The organism is Streptomyces sp. CA-250714 (assembly GCF_050936705.1).
Taxonomy (GTDB): Bacteria; Actinomycetota; Actinomycetes; order Streptomycetales; family Streptomycetaceae; genus Streptomyces.
Genome location: NZ_JBNJMI010000003.1, coordinates 18,091 through 31,876, shown reverse-complemented (window position 1 = coordinate 31,876; position 13,786 = coordinate 18,091). Strand labels below are relative to the sequence as shown.

Below are 13,786 nucleotides of genomic sequence, written 5' to 3'. Positions count from 1 at the left end.
CCGTACGAGATGTGAGAAGTGAGGGGTCCCGGCCGGGCGGCTGGGATGTCCTGTCCATTGGTGCATTCGATGCCCTTTGGGCGTTGATGGACCGTGCGCAGAAGGTTTGTGCCGACCGTATGGAGTTCGCGGATTCCCCTCTCGGTGCGGGCGAAGCGGAACGGGAGCGATGGTTGGCGGTCAGCCGCCGAATGAGCGAGTGGCGTACGGCGATCCACCCGGACAACCACGACGCCGTCGAGGCGGCGCGTGCCTACTGCTCGCAGGTCATCGACGACTATGCGACCGTGCGCCCGCTGCACGAGGCTCTGGCCGCCGGGAGGGCCCGTTCCCTCACGCCGGACGGCGCGGCGATCACCTCGGGGGGCCGCTGGTGGATCGCCCGCCAGGACCGCTACCTCCCCCTAGACCCGGCCGACCCCGAACTGGCCAAGTTGATCGCCACCTTCGAGGGGTATGCGGCCCGGCTGGACGAGTTGGCCCGGGAAGAGGCGGAACCGGTTGGCGACAGCGAGCAGCAGCGGGAAGACGGGGAGCGATAAACAATGGCAGCCGATGGATTCCGTAACAGCGGGCCCTCCGACACCCCGGAAAGCGAATTGGCCGCGCGCCGCCGGATCGCAGCGGACCAGAACGCAGCGGAGAGGGGCGGGCCCGCGCGGACGGAGGGCCCGGAGGGCGTCGCCGCGGATATTGATGGGGCGATGGAGGCGGAGGCCGAGGTCGGGGCCGGGGACGGTGAGGCGGACGGGCCTGTGGGCGTCAGCACTGTGGCCTCCGCGGACACCACCCTGGATAGCGACTTGGCCGCGGTCCGCAACACAGGGGAGAGGGGCGGGCTCGAGTCGGCGGTGGGCCGGGCCGTCCCCGAGGACGATGACTGGTCGCGGGTATACGACTTGGACTATGACCTGGACGCGCCCTCGGGCAACAGCGCCGCAGCCCCTGCGGACGCCGCTCCGGGAGACGAGGCAGGCACGGGGCGCGCGAATGCGGGGGATGCGGGCGAGCCCGAGTCGGCGAGCGGCGCCGAGGCAGCCGACGGCAGCGAGGCCGCTACTCCCGAGGGCTACGATTCCGCGCAGCATCTGCAGGATGAGAGGCGGCTGTTGCAGATGCTGTGGCGCAACCCCGACCTGGTTGCCGAGGCCAGGAGGATGGACCTCACTCCCCTCCACTTCCTCGGCAGGTACCAGCGCATCTCCGCGGCAATGTGGGAGACCCATGACCACGTGGCCTTGCACGAAGTGGACGCACCTGAGAAGCGCAGGCAAGCGGCGCGCAGCTGGCTGGGTGGGGAAAACGTGGAGGGCGCACTCGGCGACGACATCGCATCCTCTGCCGACGTGAGCTTCGAAGGCGCGGTCAACGCGGTCCTCCGGAACGACCGGGAAAGGCTCAGGCTCACCTCCGAATCCCGGGCAAATGCGCAAACTGCCGTCGACGAGAACGATGACTGGATGCTCGGCGAGGGCGATGAGGGGAACAGGCCCGAGTCGATAGAGGGCGCGAGGAGCTGGGACGCCAGCGAGCGTGAGTGGTGGGAGTCTTTGTCCCCGGAAGACAGGGAGCGGTGGTACGACGACCTGGGCGGGCCCTCGGGCGACAGCGCGGCAGCCTCAGCGGACACTCCCCCGGAAGGCGGGGCGGACACGGCCCTCCGGAACGAAGCGGAAAGGAACGTAGCCAGGTCCCGGGGCGACGCGCAAGCTTTCGTCGACGAGATCGACGAGACACTCCGGATGTACGACGAGAAACTCCGGAAGTACGACGCAAGTACCGCGGATGGGGCCGGTGCCGGGCCCTCCACGCCCCGCAGCGGGGACGCGGCCGAGGGCTCCCTGGAGGCCGCGGGGGATGCTGTCGACAGTGCGCTTTCGGGGCCGGGGCAGCCGTCTTATCCGCCGTTCCAGATCGCGCCGACCGAGGAGGATCCCCGGCCGGTTCTGGTCGTCGTCGCCGGTGCCAAAGGAAGTGGTGCTGATGCGATCCGCGGTTTGGCGGAGAAGCAGCTCGGTGAGGGCAAACTTGTCATCCTCGGTGACGCTGACAAGCCGCTGGAACCGGCCCAGCACTTGGAGGCTGCCAAGCAGGCCATCGCTTCCGGGAGCAATACCATCCTGCTCACGGACGGCCGTGATCCGAAGGCACTGGCCGAGGACATGAAGGGCTTCGACGAGGCCGGCTTCCGCCTCCATTTCGCAGCCGCGGCGACGCAGGACCCCCTGTGCGCCCTCAACAACCTTGCAGCCAAGATCGATCCCCGCTTCTCGGAGATGGAGACCCTCGCCACGGGGCACAAGCTGGCGGAGGGCGCCAGCCGCGCCGTAGGGCTCGGTGCCGAGCTGCATGTTTTCGAGGCGGACGAGCGCGGCTGGGTCAGCTCCGCGCCGCTGCAGCCCGGTGAGCGGGCGGATCGGCGGATCGAGACCGCGTGCAAGGCGAAACTGAGCGACGAGATGTCGCTGCGGTCGCTTGCGAGGCTCGCCCGGCTCGCCGCCTCGACCAAGGACCGGGCCCACCACGACGAGATCCGGCAAGTCACCGCAGACGTCCTCCGGGCCAGCTCGGACAAAGCAGCGGAGTCCTGGGGCGGGGTGGTCGGTGCGGCCATCGACATCCACCCCCGGTCCGTGCGATTCAGTTGGTCCAAGGGCTTCGACTTGTCCGCCTTCAACAGCCAGTCCGAGAACTCGGGCTCGCCTTGGCACGTGGACGGCCGGGTCCGCCCCGACAGCTCGCTGAAACTCACCCCTTCCGAGGATCTGGAAGCCATGCTGATGGTCCGTCTGCGCAGCGTCGGCAAGGCGGTCCAGGAGCGCGAGTTTCTCCGGCAAGAACTCAATGATCATCTTCAGCGGGGCCCCGGCAAGACTGCGGAAGAGAAGAGGGATTACGAAGCACAAACAAAGAAGCTTCAAAACCTGCAGGCCGGCGCACAGGACTACGTGAAATTCCACGGTGAATCCGTGCAGACCGTCCTGGCCGATTTCCAGCGTCGCGCGAAGCTCTCTCCGGGAAAGCTCAAGTTCCAGGAGAAGAAGGCGCAGGAGCACAAGGCGAGCCTGGCGCGTACTGGCATCGGGTACGGACTGAAGCCCGCACAAGCCCCACAGCAGATGACGCAGCCGAAGCAGCAGAAGCAGCGGACCATGGCCGGCACCAGGAGCTGAGTCACGTGCCGGATGCGGGCGGGGGCTGCATCCGGCACGGCCGCGTCAGGCTCATGGCCTTGTGAAAAGGCTGGTATCAACTCCCGCTTAGTAAGTTCTGGGGGCATCCCAAGTCGCCCGCGGCGGGTGGTGATCAAGCTCGTATCGATCGATCATTTCCGTTCGGAACCCGGAAAGCGCGGCTCCGTAGATTGTGCCCGCCGGCCGGGAAGCAGCGGCTCCGCTTCGTTCACTGAGGGGGCGACGCCGAGCAGGTACGTTGCCCGGCTGATCGCCACGTCGAAACGGCCTCTGCCCCCGGCCGGCGACATCGAGCACGGGCCGGATCAGCGCCTGGCCGCGAACCTCGGGCGCCCCTGCTGAGCCGGCCCCGGCGCAGGCCCCGGTCCCGGACCGTGCGCCGTCTTCGGCGCGGCGGGTGCCTGTTGCTGCCGCGCCCCTGGAGTGTGCTGTGCGGAGCTTTGGCTTTGCGACTGGCTCCGCCCCCACTTCTTCGCCCGGCTCGCCACCGGGTCTTCCGGTATGAGCGACTTCGGAAAGCTGTCCCCCTGGGCCAGTCGAACGGCGAACTGGGGCGCACCCTCCGCCAACGACCGGAGCTTTTCGTTGCACTCCCTGATGTTGGGGTGCTGGGCTTCGAATTCGGGCGAGGAGTACTTCTCCAGCACCGAATTCGCCGCCTTGCCGACATCGATCATTCTGTCGGCCGCTGTCCAGTCGTCGTGAGGGACCGGAGACCGCCGGTCCCAGGCGTCAACGAGTTGCTGCACGAGGGGATCCCGATGGTTGGCCCCTTGGTTGGGGTTGAGCAACCACTCGCCCCAGTCGGTGTGTTTGAAGGCGGCCCACCGTTTGTCCATCTCCGTCTCGCCAGCCTTCCTCCCCCTTACTGTTTCGTAGGCACGTGCGTTCAGAAATTTTTCCTCCGGCACGGTGCGGGCCAGACGCACCGCGTGCACAGTGCGGGCCAGAAGCGCCGCGTGATTGAAGCTGGCATCGGCCAGAGCGTAGAGATTTTTGACGCTATCGATGTCCTTCTGCGAGATAGGGATAGTCCTGCGAGAGGCCATAGCGTCATGGCGGAGCTGATCTGCGAGGTTGTTGGCCCGGAGCGCGATCTGGCCGTACCGCTCTGCTGCCTCCCGGAGTCCTAGCTGCCTGTCGGCGGAAGGACGGTTGTCGCACGCAGCTTTGAGTTTCTTGAGGTCCTCGTTCTTGGCCTGCTCGAGTTCCTGGCGCTTATCGGTGACGCCCCACTGATCGATTAGTTTGTCGATGGCCAGGGACGCCTTCTCGATCCGTGCCAGGGTTTCCCTCCACTCGGCTTTATTCCTGGCCCCCCCTCTGTACGGTCCGTAACCATGAATGAGGCGCGGTGGTTGCTGCCTTTGAGTTTGCTTCCGCCCCGGCGGCAGCGGCTGGTCCCGTGGCACTTGCTGCTGTGGTGCTGCCCGCCGCACTGTCACAGGACCTGGCGGGCGCCATGTGTCCGATTGGCGTTGCGAGCGCGTTGGGTTGGGCTGTCCTGTCCCAGACTGTGTATCAACTTCCTCCGGTCGTCCCCCACGTAGTGCACGCACCGCTTCATCTTGTTTACGCTTCGCTTCACGTTGTTCACGGTTCGCTTTAACTTGGTCACGCTTCAACTTACGCTCGGCGCCCGCCTTCTCGTGCTTGGTCTTCGGCGGTTGCGGGACCCGTGCAGGATCGTAGAGGCTCGGTTCACTCGGGAGGACGGATAGCGAAATGGGCGCCATGTTCAGCCGCGTGGCACTTTCGGTCCCGAGGGCCACGGCTTGGCGGAGCATGGCCTTTTCTTCTTCCGGGAAGTGGGCTGTGGCCAGGGCCCTTACCTCTTCCGAGGAATAGGGCAGCGCTCCGGGAAGTGCCTCGCCTGCCGATTTCCAGTCCAGCACTTCCCGCGCGGCCTTCGCGACCCTGAGCGCTGCGTAACTGGCCCCGTACTGGTCGAATTCGCTGTACTGGTCAAATTCGTTCGACCCGCTGGCGATATTTCTATCGATGGAGAACTGCATCTGCGCATTTATGGCGTTGATCAGTTCGGCCACCGGCTCCGGCTTGTCCTGGAGCGACATCATCTGCTGGCCCATCGAGCTGTCTTTCTGCCATGCGAAGAGCAGCCCGACCAATTCGTGGTGGGCCAGCAGTGCGTCGCCCTGCGTTGCGTAGGGTTCTGCGTCCGGCTTGTTTCCGGGCGGAAGAGTGCGCGAAAGGCGTGATCCGTGTTCCTCGAGGGCTTTGCCGATCTCGTGGAGCAATTCAATGTTCTCGGGTGAGTACGGGTCGGGAGAGCCTTCGTCGATGTAGCGGGGCTTCTCCGCGAGCTTGTGGGCTCCCTCCACAAGTCTGTAGGCGCGGTTCGCCATATCGAAGTACCAGAGTGCACCCTGATTGGCCTGGTTGACCCATTTCGAGAGATCCTCAGGACGATTCTGCACGAGGGCGGAGTGAAGCCCGAATTGCGCTTCGCCGAACCCTTGCATCAGGTCGACAGGGCGGTTCTCCCACTCGGCCAAGAATTCCGAGAGTTGATCCTCAAGGTATTCGAGACTCGGCGCAAGTCCAAGTTCGTTGCGGTACTGCTCCGGCAATTCCAGAGAGAACCGGCGTGCAAGGTCATTGTGGAACTGCTCTGCCACAGTCTGTTGCCATGGCTCGAATGCCTTGACGACGCGTTCGGCGCCCTCGTTGATCGCCTGCTGGATGAGGGCCCCGTCTGCCGGTTCCCGTATCGCCCCCTCGTGCGGCCCGTATCCGGGGTAGCGTTCTTCCGCTGTTTCCCCGATCTCAGAAGGCTTCGGGGATTGCGGAGCCAACGCGGCGGCGTTCGCGGCAACCTGGCGGACTGTGGGTTTTTCCGGGACGATGGATGAGGAAACGGGTGCCTGGTGCAGCCGCGAGGCGTTATTGGTCGCGAGGTCCACCGCTCGGCGGAGCAAATCCCTTTCCTTGTCCGTGGTGTGGCTCTCGTCCAGCACCGCCTGCGCGGCCTTGGCGATCTTGATTACGTCGTAGCTGGCGCCGTTCTGGTCATAGTCGTACGCCCCCCACCTGTCGTGCTGGGATCCGTCATCCCGCCCGTCATATTCGACCGTATCGCCTCCGCGTGTCTCGAAGTCGGCCTTGTTCTCCCCGGAGGCCGGCAAACGCCCGTACTCTCTGGGTGTCGCGCTCTCGGCCTTTTTCTCCCCGAGAGAGAACGGCATCTGCGCCCTCATGGCATTGACCAGCTCGTCCACCGCCGCGCTCCGGTGGGGAACTGTCACCTGGACCCACTTGTTGTCCTGCAATTCGAAGCCCGCCCATTCGACGAGCAGCCCTCTCAGCTCCTCGCGGGCCAACCGCGCATCGTGTGGCGTTGCGAAGGGCTGGGCATCCGGATTGTTTCCGGGGGGCAGGGTGCGAGCCAGGCGCGAGGCGTGTTCGTTGAGGGAGCTGCCGAAATCGATGAGCGATTGGATGTTCTCGGGCGAGTAGGGGTCGGGAGAGCCCTGCTCGATCTCGCGGGGCTTCTTCGCGAGCTTGTCGGCCTCCTCCGCGAGTTTGTAGGCATGGTCCGCCATTTTGAAGTACCAGAGCGCGCCCCTCCTGGCCTGGCCGACCCATTCCGCGAGATCCGTGGGACGGTTCTGCTCCAGGGCAGAAGAGAGCAAGTCCTGTGCCTCGCCGAGTCCTTGCATCAGGTCGGCAGGGCGGTTCTCCCACTCGGTCAAGAACGCTGAGAGCTGATCCGGCAGGTCTTTGCCGAGCTGCTGTTCCATGCCGGTCTGTTGCCATGGCTCGAGTGCCTTGACGACGCGTTCGGCGCCCTCGTTGATCGCCTGCTGGATGAGGGCCCCGTCTGCCGGTTCCCGTATCGCACCTCCGTGCGGCCCGTATCCGGGGTAGCGCTTGTGTGGCGCTGTTTCAATTGTCAGCGCATCCGCGGTGGGAATGGGCAGATCCTCCGTGGAGCGCAGGCTGTATCCCGCCGCTATGTGGCTGAGTTTCTCCAGCGCGTTGACAGCCTTGTCGGTCTGCTCGTCCTCGCGCCCCTCCTCCTGCAATAGACGGTCGCGTTCCTTGCTCAGTTGACGGGTGAGTTCGTGGGCGTAACGGCCGACAGCTGCGCTGGTTTCCTTCTCAACGTAGGCCCACCACTCCTGCCATGCCGGTTCACCCTGGATGTGGTCTTCCCAGACGTCTGCCAGGATCGACTGGACGGTGGTCTGCAACCGCTCCTTCAGCTTGTGGGTGTGTTCGAGCTTTTCAAACAGCTTATTGCCTTGCAGAACGTCGGCGGGATTTTCGAGGACGTCCCCCAGGGCGGTGCCCAATTCGGCCCTTGCCGGCCGCTCATTGGTTTCGAACAACTCGCCTTCGTCGACTACTTTCGCGATGGTGCATGCCGTCGCCAGGTCTGAATAGAGTCGGTCCCACTTGCTTCTGCGCCGGCGCAATTCGCCTTCGAGGCTGTTATGGGCCTTGGCCGCCACCTCCTGGGACTCCCACCTGTCCACCGCTTGCTGATTCGCCAGCTTGCTCTGTGGTGGTTTCTTCTGCTGTCGTGCCGGGTGGCTCCGGAACTGCCGTCGGCTTCGTGATGGTTCCTGCGCCGTCAGGCTGTACCCCGCGGCGTGACTCACCTCCTTCAGCGCCTCGGCGAGTGGCTCGACGGCCTGTTTGTGTTCTTCCTCTTTCGTCAGCTCGCCGAACATTGCGCGGGAGAGACGGGCAAAGGTGGCGTCGCGTTCCCCTGCGGTGTAGGAAAGAAGCTTCTGCCAGTCCTCTTTTTGCTTGCCCTCCATTTTCGGGGTATCGGCCAGCTCGCGGAGTGCGAACTCCCATTTGAAATGCGCCGAGCGGGCCTGCTTCCACTCCTTCCACAACGGATTGGGGAGCAGGTGGGCGAGCTGCGGATTTTCGCGTAGGTCGTTGACGTGCTTTACGACTTTGCCCAGGGCATCGGTGAGAGCCTCTTTGTCGGGTGGCTCGTCAGCAGGGGGAGACTTGGCGGGCTCACCGAGCTCCCGTGCACTGTTCCATGTCTTTTCCAGGTCCGAGAGCGGATCGCGCAGCAGCTTCCGTACGCGTGCCTGCGTGGAGGGCTTCTCGAATTGGTCACAGACATCATTCAGCATCTGGATGATGTCTGCCTGCACGGCTGCCACAGCCTGCTCTGTCATTTAGAAACTCCTCGAAATACGTGTCAAAAGGGAGCCCACAGAGCCCCGTTCAGAACCCCGCTGCCTGCCGCAGTGCCTCAGCCTCGGCAGGGTGGGTGCCGTCGGCGGTGCCGAAGTCGGAGGTGGTCAGGTAGTCCTCGAAGGCTTCTTCGGCTTCGGGGCGGGGGGCCGGGCGCGGCGGGGGGTCGTGGTGGGTGCCGTTGGCGCAGCTGGCGACCTGGAGATGGGGGAGGAAGCCGTGGAGGGTGGAGATCCATTCGGCTTCGGCGAGGTCGCGGCCGGGGGTGGGCTGGCAGTAGGAGCGGACCCAGGCCGCGTACAGGGCGGTGAGGTGTTCGCGGACCGGGGGGTGGCGGTACCAGCACGGGGGGATGTTGTTGTGCAGTTCGAAGGTGCGGCGCACCCACTCGACCCATTCGGCCAACTCCCGCATTTTGGTGCGTCGTTCGGCCGGTGTCATGGCCATCCAGACCCAGCCGTAGGAGGCGGCCTCCTCTTCGTCGTCGTCCAGATCGGGGAGGTCGGGCCACAGGGAAGACGGGTCCTCCAGGCTGTCGCCGAAGCTGCTGTCAAGGCTCTCGCCCAGACGTTCCGTCGCGTACTCAGACATCAGCGGCCTCCAGAGGGGTCGTGCCGGCCGGCGGGTTGTTCTCGGTGTTCTTCTCCAGTGATATCCCGGCCTTCTCGGGAGCGGCCAGCAGTTTCTTCAGGTCCTTGTCGCGGAAGGTCAGCCGCATTTTCACCTTGACCGGCGGCAGGTTCGTGTACTGCGCGATAGCGGTGAACTTGGGCAGCTGCTGGAGCTCATGGACCGGGGCCAGGTCGACCTCGGCGATGGACATCTGAGTCGAGTGGTCGCCGCCGCGCCCGCGGGTGGTGGATTCGCGGCGGACTTCGGTGCGTCCGTACAGGCCGTTGAAGTAGCGCAGGGTCTCCAGGTCACCGCAGCCGGGCAGCAGCATGCGCATTCCGGAGGCGGACAGCACGGTGTTGGCCTTCTGCTGGCCGAGGCTCTCGCGCAGCTGGGACAGGTCGTGCCAGACGGTCAGCAGGCTGATGCCCATACCGCGGCCGGTGGTGAGGATGTTGGGCAGCCGCGGGTAGCGCAGCATGTTGCCGGCCTCGTCGACCATCACGCCCAGGGCCGGGTCGAGGGCGATGCCGGTGGAGTTGTAGCGGGCCTCGGCGCCGTGGATGATCGAGGCGACCAGCGAGGTCAGCAGCGGGGCGAAGCGCTCGGCGTCGGCCTCGGAGGCGATCAGGCACACGGTGCCGTTCTGGTCCAGCAGTTCCTCGACGGTGAAGTCGGTCTTGGAGCTGGTCTCGCGTACTTCCTCATCCGCGTAGACCCGGGCCAGGACGTTGAGGGTGAACTGGATGGAGCCGATGCCGTCCTCGTGCAGCCGCAGCCAGGGGGAGGCGTAGTCGTCGGCCGTCTCCTGGAAATCGTGGGCCAGCAGCACGGCGCGTACGTGATCGACGGCGTCCTTGCCCAGCGACAGCCAGCGGCGCATGTCGTTGACTCCGCCGCCGTTGAGGTGGGAGGCCAGCAGCACGCCCTTGAGGACGTTGCGGGCCTGGTCGACCCACGGGGCTGCGCGTTTGTCGTTGCCGGAGGAGGAGGCTTCGGCCATCCAGGCGGCCATCCGCTCGGCGGACTTGGCGTCGGTGCAGTAGTCGATGGGGGACCAGTGGTTGGTCTCGCGGCCGGGGATGCCGGCGGGCGCGATGACCCAGACCGGGCCCAGCGCGCGGCGGCGGGCGTAGATGACGTCCAGGTCGGCGGCCTTGGTGGTGGTGACGACCAACGGGCCCTGCCACTCCGCCGCGTTGGGCAGTACCAGTCCGGTCGTCTTGCTGCTGCCGGGGACACCGAAGACAGTGGCGGAGATGTTCGGCTCGGTGGCGACCAGCTTGTTGGTGCCCTGGCCGCGGCCCGCGGTGATCCGCCCGGACCGCTTGACCGGGGCCTCCGGCGCGGTCAGCTCCTTCTCGGTCTTGCGGCCACCCCACTGGGCGCCGCCGGTGTGGTTGAAGCGCACCATGGAGACCAGCTTGATCACCAGCAGCATCAGCCCCGTCATCAGCAGCACGAAGAGCAGATAGAAGAGCCAGGCCGGCGGGGCGGGGCTGAAGGCGGACCCGGGACCTTGGATCAGGGCGCTCAGCACCGTGGGGACGACCCCCGAGGTGCGGTCGGCCCATCCCAGTCCGACCAGCGTCGCGGCCAACGGGGCGGCCAGCAGGACCGATACGCCCACCATGGCCGACAGGCCCGCCGCGTAGACGGCCAGGACGGTGCCGTCGGACAGGTCTCCTGTGCCCGATCGCTGGGACATCACATCACCATCCGTTCGTCGGTCTCGAAGAGCTGCTGCTCGATCTGGGAGAGCATCAGCTGCACCGCATGCCCGCTGCCGCGGCCCACTTTCCACAGGGCCCGGCCGCGCTGCCCCGCGCCCCAGGAGGCGATCAGGTCACACTCGGCGTCGGTGAGGCCGATCGCCTCACGGGTGAGGTTGAGAGGGGCGGTGTCCTGGGCGAGCTGGATGCGGGTCTCGCAGCTGGCAATCAAGTCCTTGGCGATGGCCACCGCCTCGGAGCCGGCAGAGCCGACCGCCTCGAAGTCGGAGAGCCGGTGGGTGGCCAGGACCTGGATGGTGCCGGTCGCCCGGCTCAGCCGCAGGTCCGCGTCGATCTTGCGGACCATGGCCGAGCCGCCGCTGCGCAGCTGACGCCACAGCTCGTCGCGGACGACCAGCCAAGGGCGGTTGCCGGGGCGGTCGATGGCGCTCTGCGCCCAGGAGGAGACACAGGTGAGCACCATGGCGATGGTGTCGTCCCCGTACGACTCCAGGGCGGAGACGTCGACCGACTGAATGGGGGCGTCCCAGTCCAGGCCGATCGAGGTCTCCTTGTCGAACAGCCCTGCCAGATGGCCGGTGATCATGCCGCCGAGGGCGGCGCGCAGCGAGGCCATCTGTTCGCGGGCGAGCTGCACGTCGTTGCCGCGGACCCGCATCTCGCCGGCCATCTGGGTGGTGGGGTCCTTCAGCTTTTCGTAGACCAGCGGAAGGGTCGGTATCCGCAGGTGGTCCCCGCCGTGCAGCTCGCCGGTCACCTCCCGTACCGCGACATCCAGGCACTCTTCTTCCTGCGGGGTCAGGTTCCGCCGGAGCTGGAGTTCCAGCAGCGCCTTGAGCAGCGTCAGGCGGCGACGGTGGATCTCCTGGAGCCGGGACTTGTACGTCTCGCGGTCGGTCGTCTTTTCCAGTTCGTAGCCGAGCGGGCCCGCGTCCAGCGGGTTGAGCCGTCCGGGCATGCCGGGGCCGAGCCGGACGGGCTCGACCCCCAAGTGGCGGCTCAGCTGTGCGTATTCGCCCTTGACGTCACCCGCGATCAGCGTGCGGTGACCGAGCGCCATCATGCGGAAGGCCAGCGCTTTGATGTGCGCGCTCTTCCCGGAGCCGGGGATGCCCGTGATCATCACGTTGGGGTTGGTGCACAGCCCCTCGCTGACCCATGCGGTCGGGTGGGCGCTGAACGCCTGTTGGGTGAGGGTGTTCCAGCCGACGTAGACCCCGATCGAGGGCAGCGAAGCCCCGTGCAGGAAGGGATAGATGCCGCTGGCCTGCGAGGTGTCCGAGCGGAAGACCTCCGCTTTGTTGATCGAGGCGGCCCGCCCGGCGAGGGGCTGGTTCCAGCCTTTGCGCGGGGCGACCCGCATCGCGGCTGCCGGGTCCTCCAGCAGCCGGGTGCGGCGCTGTTCGCGGGCGCTGAGCTGCGGGTTCCGGGCCGGGGCGTCGGTCTGCCCGCCGGGGGGGAACAGGTCCGCGACGGCCTCGGCCTTGAGCAGCGAGTCGCCCTTCAGATCGCGGCGGCGGAAGAGGCCCATCAGATGCCCACCCGCCGCTCCGGCAGTCCCTGGGCGAGCGGCAGCGCGGAGGCCGCGAACGCGTCGTCCTGCGCGCCCCACACCCGCCGCAGCTCCAGCCCGGCGGCCGAGGCGTCCGCCTGGAGATCGGCGCAGGCAATCTCCAGCTCGTCCACGTCGACGACGGTGACCGCGACCAGCGCGGTGAGCCGCACCACGCCGTGGCCCGCTGCGCGGGCCATGTCCTGGGCGCGCGCGGTCATCGCCTCGCGCCGCTCGTCCTCGCTCTCCGACCGGCCGGTCTTGGCCCGCAGCCCGCGCGCCGCTTCCCGCTTGGTCTTCTCCCTGGCCAGTTCCTTGCGTGCCTTGGCAGGGCCGATCGGCTCGTAGACGACCGACAGCGAACGCCGGGCATTGGACCGGGGCCGCAGCAGCGGCTGCAGGAACGTCGCGTACACCTCGCTCTGCGGGAAGCCGCGCACCTGGTAGCTGACGGTCCATGCGCCGTCGTGCCGGTAGACGCCCCACTGGGTCTCGGCCGCCGCCGGGCCGGCCACTTCCGGGTCGACGCCGCGGGGGGTGCCCTGCCACCCGGGAACGGTGGAGGCTGCCTCGTTGCGCTCGGCGAGCACCACATGCGCTTCCGGGTCGTAGGCGGTACGGATCGTCTGCGCCACCCCGCGCGGGGTGAGCCACTCCTTGACCTGGAGCCCCGCGCTGCTCAGCGCGGGTTGCATGGCGTTGAGTTCGCGCACCAGCACGGCGGCGGCGCCGCGCTGTCCGCCGCCCGCGCCCTTGATCGCCAGCCGGGCGCGGAACGCGGAGAGGGTCACGGCCAGATAGGTCTCCCGGATGGTGGCCGCCGGCCCGGCGCCCGCCATCAACTGGTCCAGGGCCTCCACCGCGGGGGCCGGGGCGTCCTGGGAGATGTGCCGCTCCGTCCAGGAGCGCAGCGCGGCGCCGTCGTCCGGGAGGGAGCGCTGGTGGACGCCGATCCGGGTGATGACGCCGTCCTCCTTACAGTGGCTGCGCAGTACGGCGGCCCAGGCGCCGACCCTGGTGTTCTGCCGCTCGGTGTCGACGAGCGCCAGCCCGGGGTGGGTCAGGCGGCAGACGGCGGTGTAGGTGTTGTCGACGGGGTTGTGCATGATGCCCAGTTGCCCGCCGAGGCCGTCGGGGGCCTCCAGCAGATGCAGCCGGGCCAGGGTGCCCGGCAGATCCATGGGCTGGTCCCCGTCCTTGGTACGGGGGGCGAAGATGCCGGAGAAGAACAGGTTTCTGCTGGTGGCCACGGCGATCTGGTGCCTTACTGCGAGGACGATCCACTGGTCGGCCGTCAGCCCCAGCACGCGTCCGTACGCGAGCAGCAGGAGCACGGCCGCCACCGGAAGGGCGAAGAATGCGCTGGAGAAGGACTGGCTGTAGAGCGGGATCAGGGCGATCACGGACGCCGCGGCGACCAGCGTGAATCCGGGGCCGCTGAGATTGCCGATGAACCCGCTGCGTTCCGACTGCCAACCGCCGTAGGTGGCAGGCTCGGTGGTCGTCACGGA

Annotated in this window: 7 protein-coding genes; 2 read left to right on the top strand and 5 right to left on the bottom strand. The window is 67.0% G+C overall.

Features of this window, described 5'->3' with window-relative positions:
- Positions 1–119: 119 nt before the first annotated feature.
- Positions 120–542 carry a hypothetical protein gene (locus tag ACQEU8_RS35805; protein ID WP_433109032.1) on the top strand — a complete coding sequence of 141 codons (423 nt, stop codon included), beginning with the start codon at positions 120–122 and terminating at the stop codon, positions 540–542.
- 3 nt (positions 543–545) lie between these two features.
- A complete protein-coding gene (locus ACQEU8_RS35800) occupies positions 546–3,173 on the top strand; it encodes a hypothetical protein (protein WP_433109030.1) in 2,628 nt (875 codons plus the stop codon).
- A 326-nt stretch (positions 3,174–3,499) separates the two neighbouring features.
- On the opposite strand, the gene ACQEU8_RS35795 is transcribed toward ACQEU8_RS35800, so the two are convergent.
- From ACQEU8_RS35795 to ACQEU8_RS35775, 5 genes are read right to left on the bottom strand one after another with little or no spacing between them, the layout of a single operon-like run.
- A complete protein-coding gene (locus ACQEU8_RS35795; RefSeq protein ID WP_433109029.1) occupies positions 3,500–8,359 on the bottom strand; it encodes a hypothetical protein in 4,860 nt (1,619 codons plus the stop codon).
- A gap of 49 nt (positions 8,360–8,408) precedes the next feature.
- The gene (locus ACQEU8_RS35790) at positions 8,409–8,969 is read right to left on the bottom strand and encodes a hypothetical protein (RefSeq protein WP_433109027.1); all 561 of its coding nucleotides are present in this window, start codon (positions 8,967–8,969) and stop codon (positions 8,409–8,411) included.
- On the bottom strand, positions 8,962–10,698 hold the full coding sequence (locus tag ACQEU8_RS35785) for a type IV secretory system conjugative DNA transfer family protein (protein ID WP_433109025.1): 1,737 nt from the start codon (positions 10,696–10,698) through the stop codon (positions 8,962–8,964). Before ACQEU8_RS35785 ends, ACQEU8_RS35790 begins: the two co-directional genes overlap by 8 nt.
- On the bottom strand, positions 10,698–12,254 hold the full coding sequence (locus ACQEU8_RS35780) for a type VI secretion protein (RefSeq protein ID WP_433109023.1): 1,557 nt from the start codon (positions 12,252–12,254) through the stop codon (positions 10,698–10,700). Before ACQEU8_RS35780 ends, ACQEU8_RS35785 begins: the two co-directional genes overlap by 1 nt.
- The gene (locus ACQEU8_RS35775) at positions 12,254–13,783 is read right to left on the bottom strand and encodes an SCO6880 family protein (protein WP_433109021.1); all 1,530 of its coding nucleotides are present in this window, start codon (positions 13,781–13,783) and stop codon (positions 12,254–12,256) included. Before ACQEU8_RS35775 ends, ACQEU8_RS35780 begins: the two co-directional genes overlap by 1 nt.
- Between the last annotated feature and the right edge of the window lie 3 nt (positions 13,784–13,786).

Coding starts and splice junctions, on each gene's coding strand:
- ACQEU8_RS35800 (WP_433109030.1), top strand. CDS start 546: ATGGCAGCCGATGGATTCCGTAACAGCGGGCCCTCCGACACCCCGGAA.
- ACQEU8_RS35790 (WP_433109027.1), bottom strand. CDS start 8,969: ATGTCTGAGTACGCGACGGAACGTCTGGGCGAGAGCCTTGACAGCAGC.
- ACQEU8_RS35780 (WP_433109023.1), bottom strand. CDS start 12,254: ATGGGCCTCTTCCGCCGCCGCGATCTGAAGGGCGACTCGCTGCTCAAG.
- ACQEU8_RS35805 (WP_433109032.1), top strand. CDS start 120: ATGGAGTTCGCGGATTCCCCTCTCGGTGCGGGCGAAGCGGAACGGGAG.
- ACQEU8_RS35785 (WP_433109025.1), bottom strand. CDS start 10,698: ATGTCCCAGCGATCGGGCACAGGAGACCTGTCCGACGGCACCGTCCTG.
- ACQEU8_RS35795 (WP_433109029.1), bottom strand. CDS start 8,359: ATGACAGAGCAGGCTGTGGCAGCCGTGCAGGCAGACATCATCCAGATG.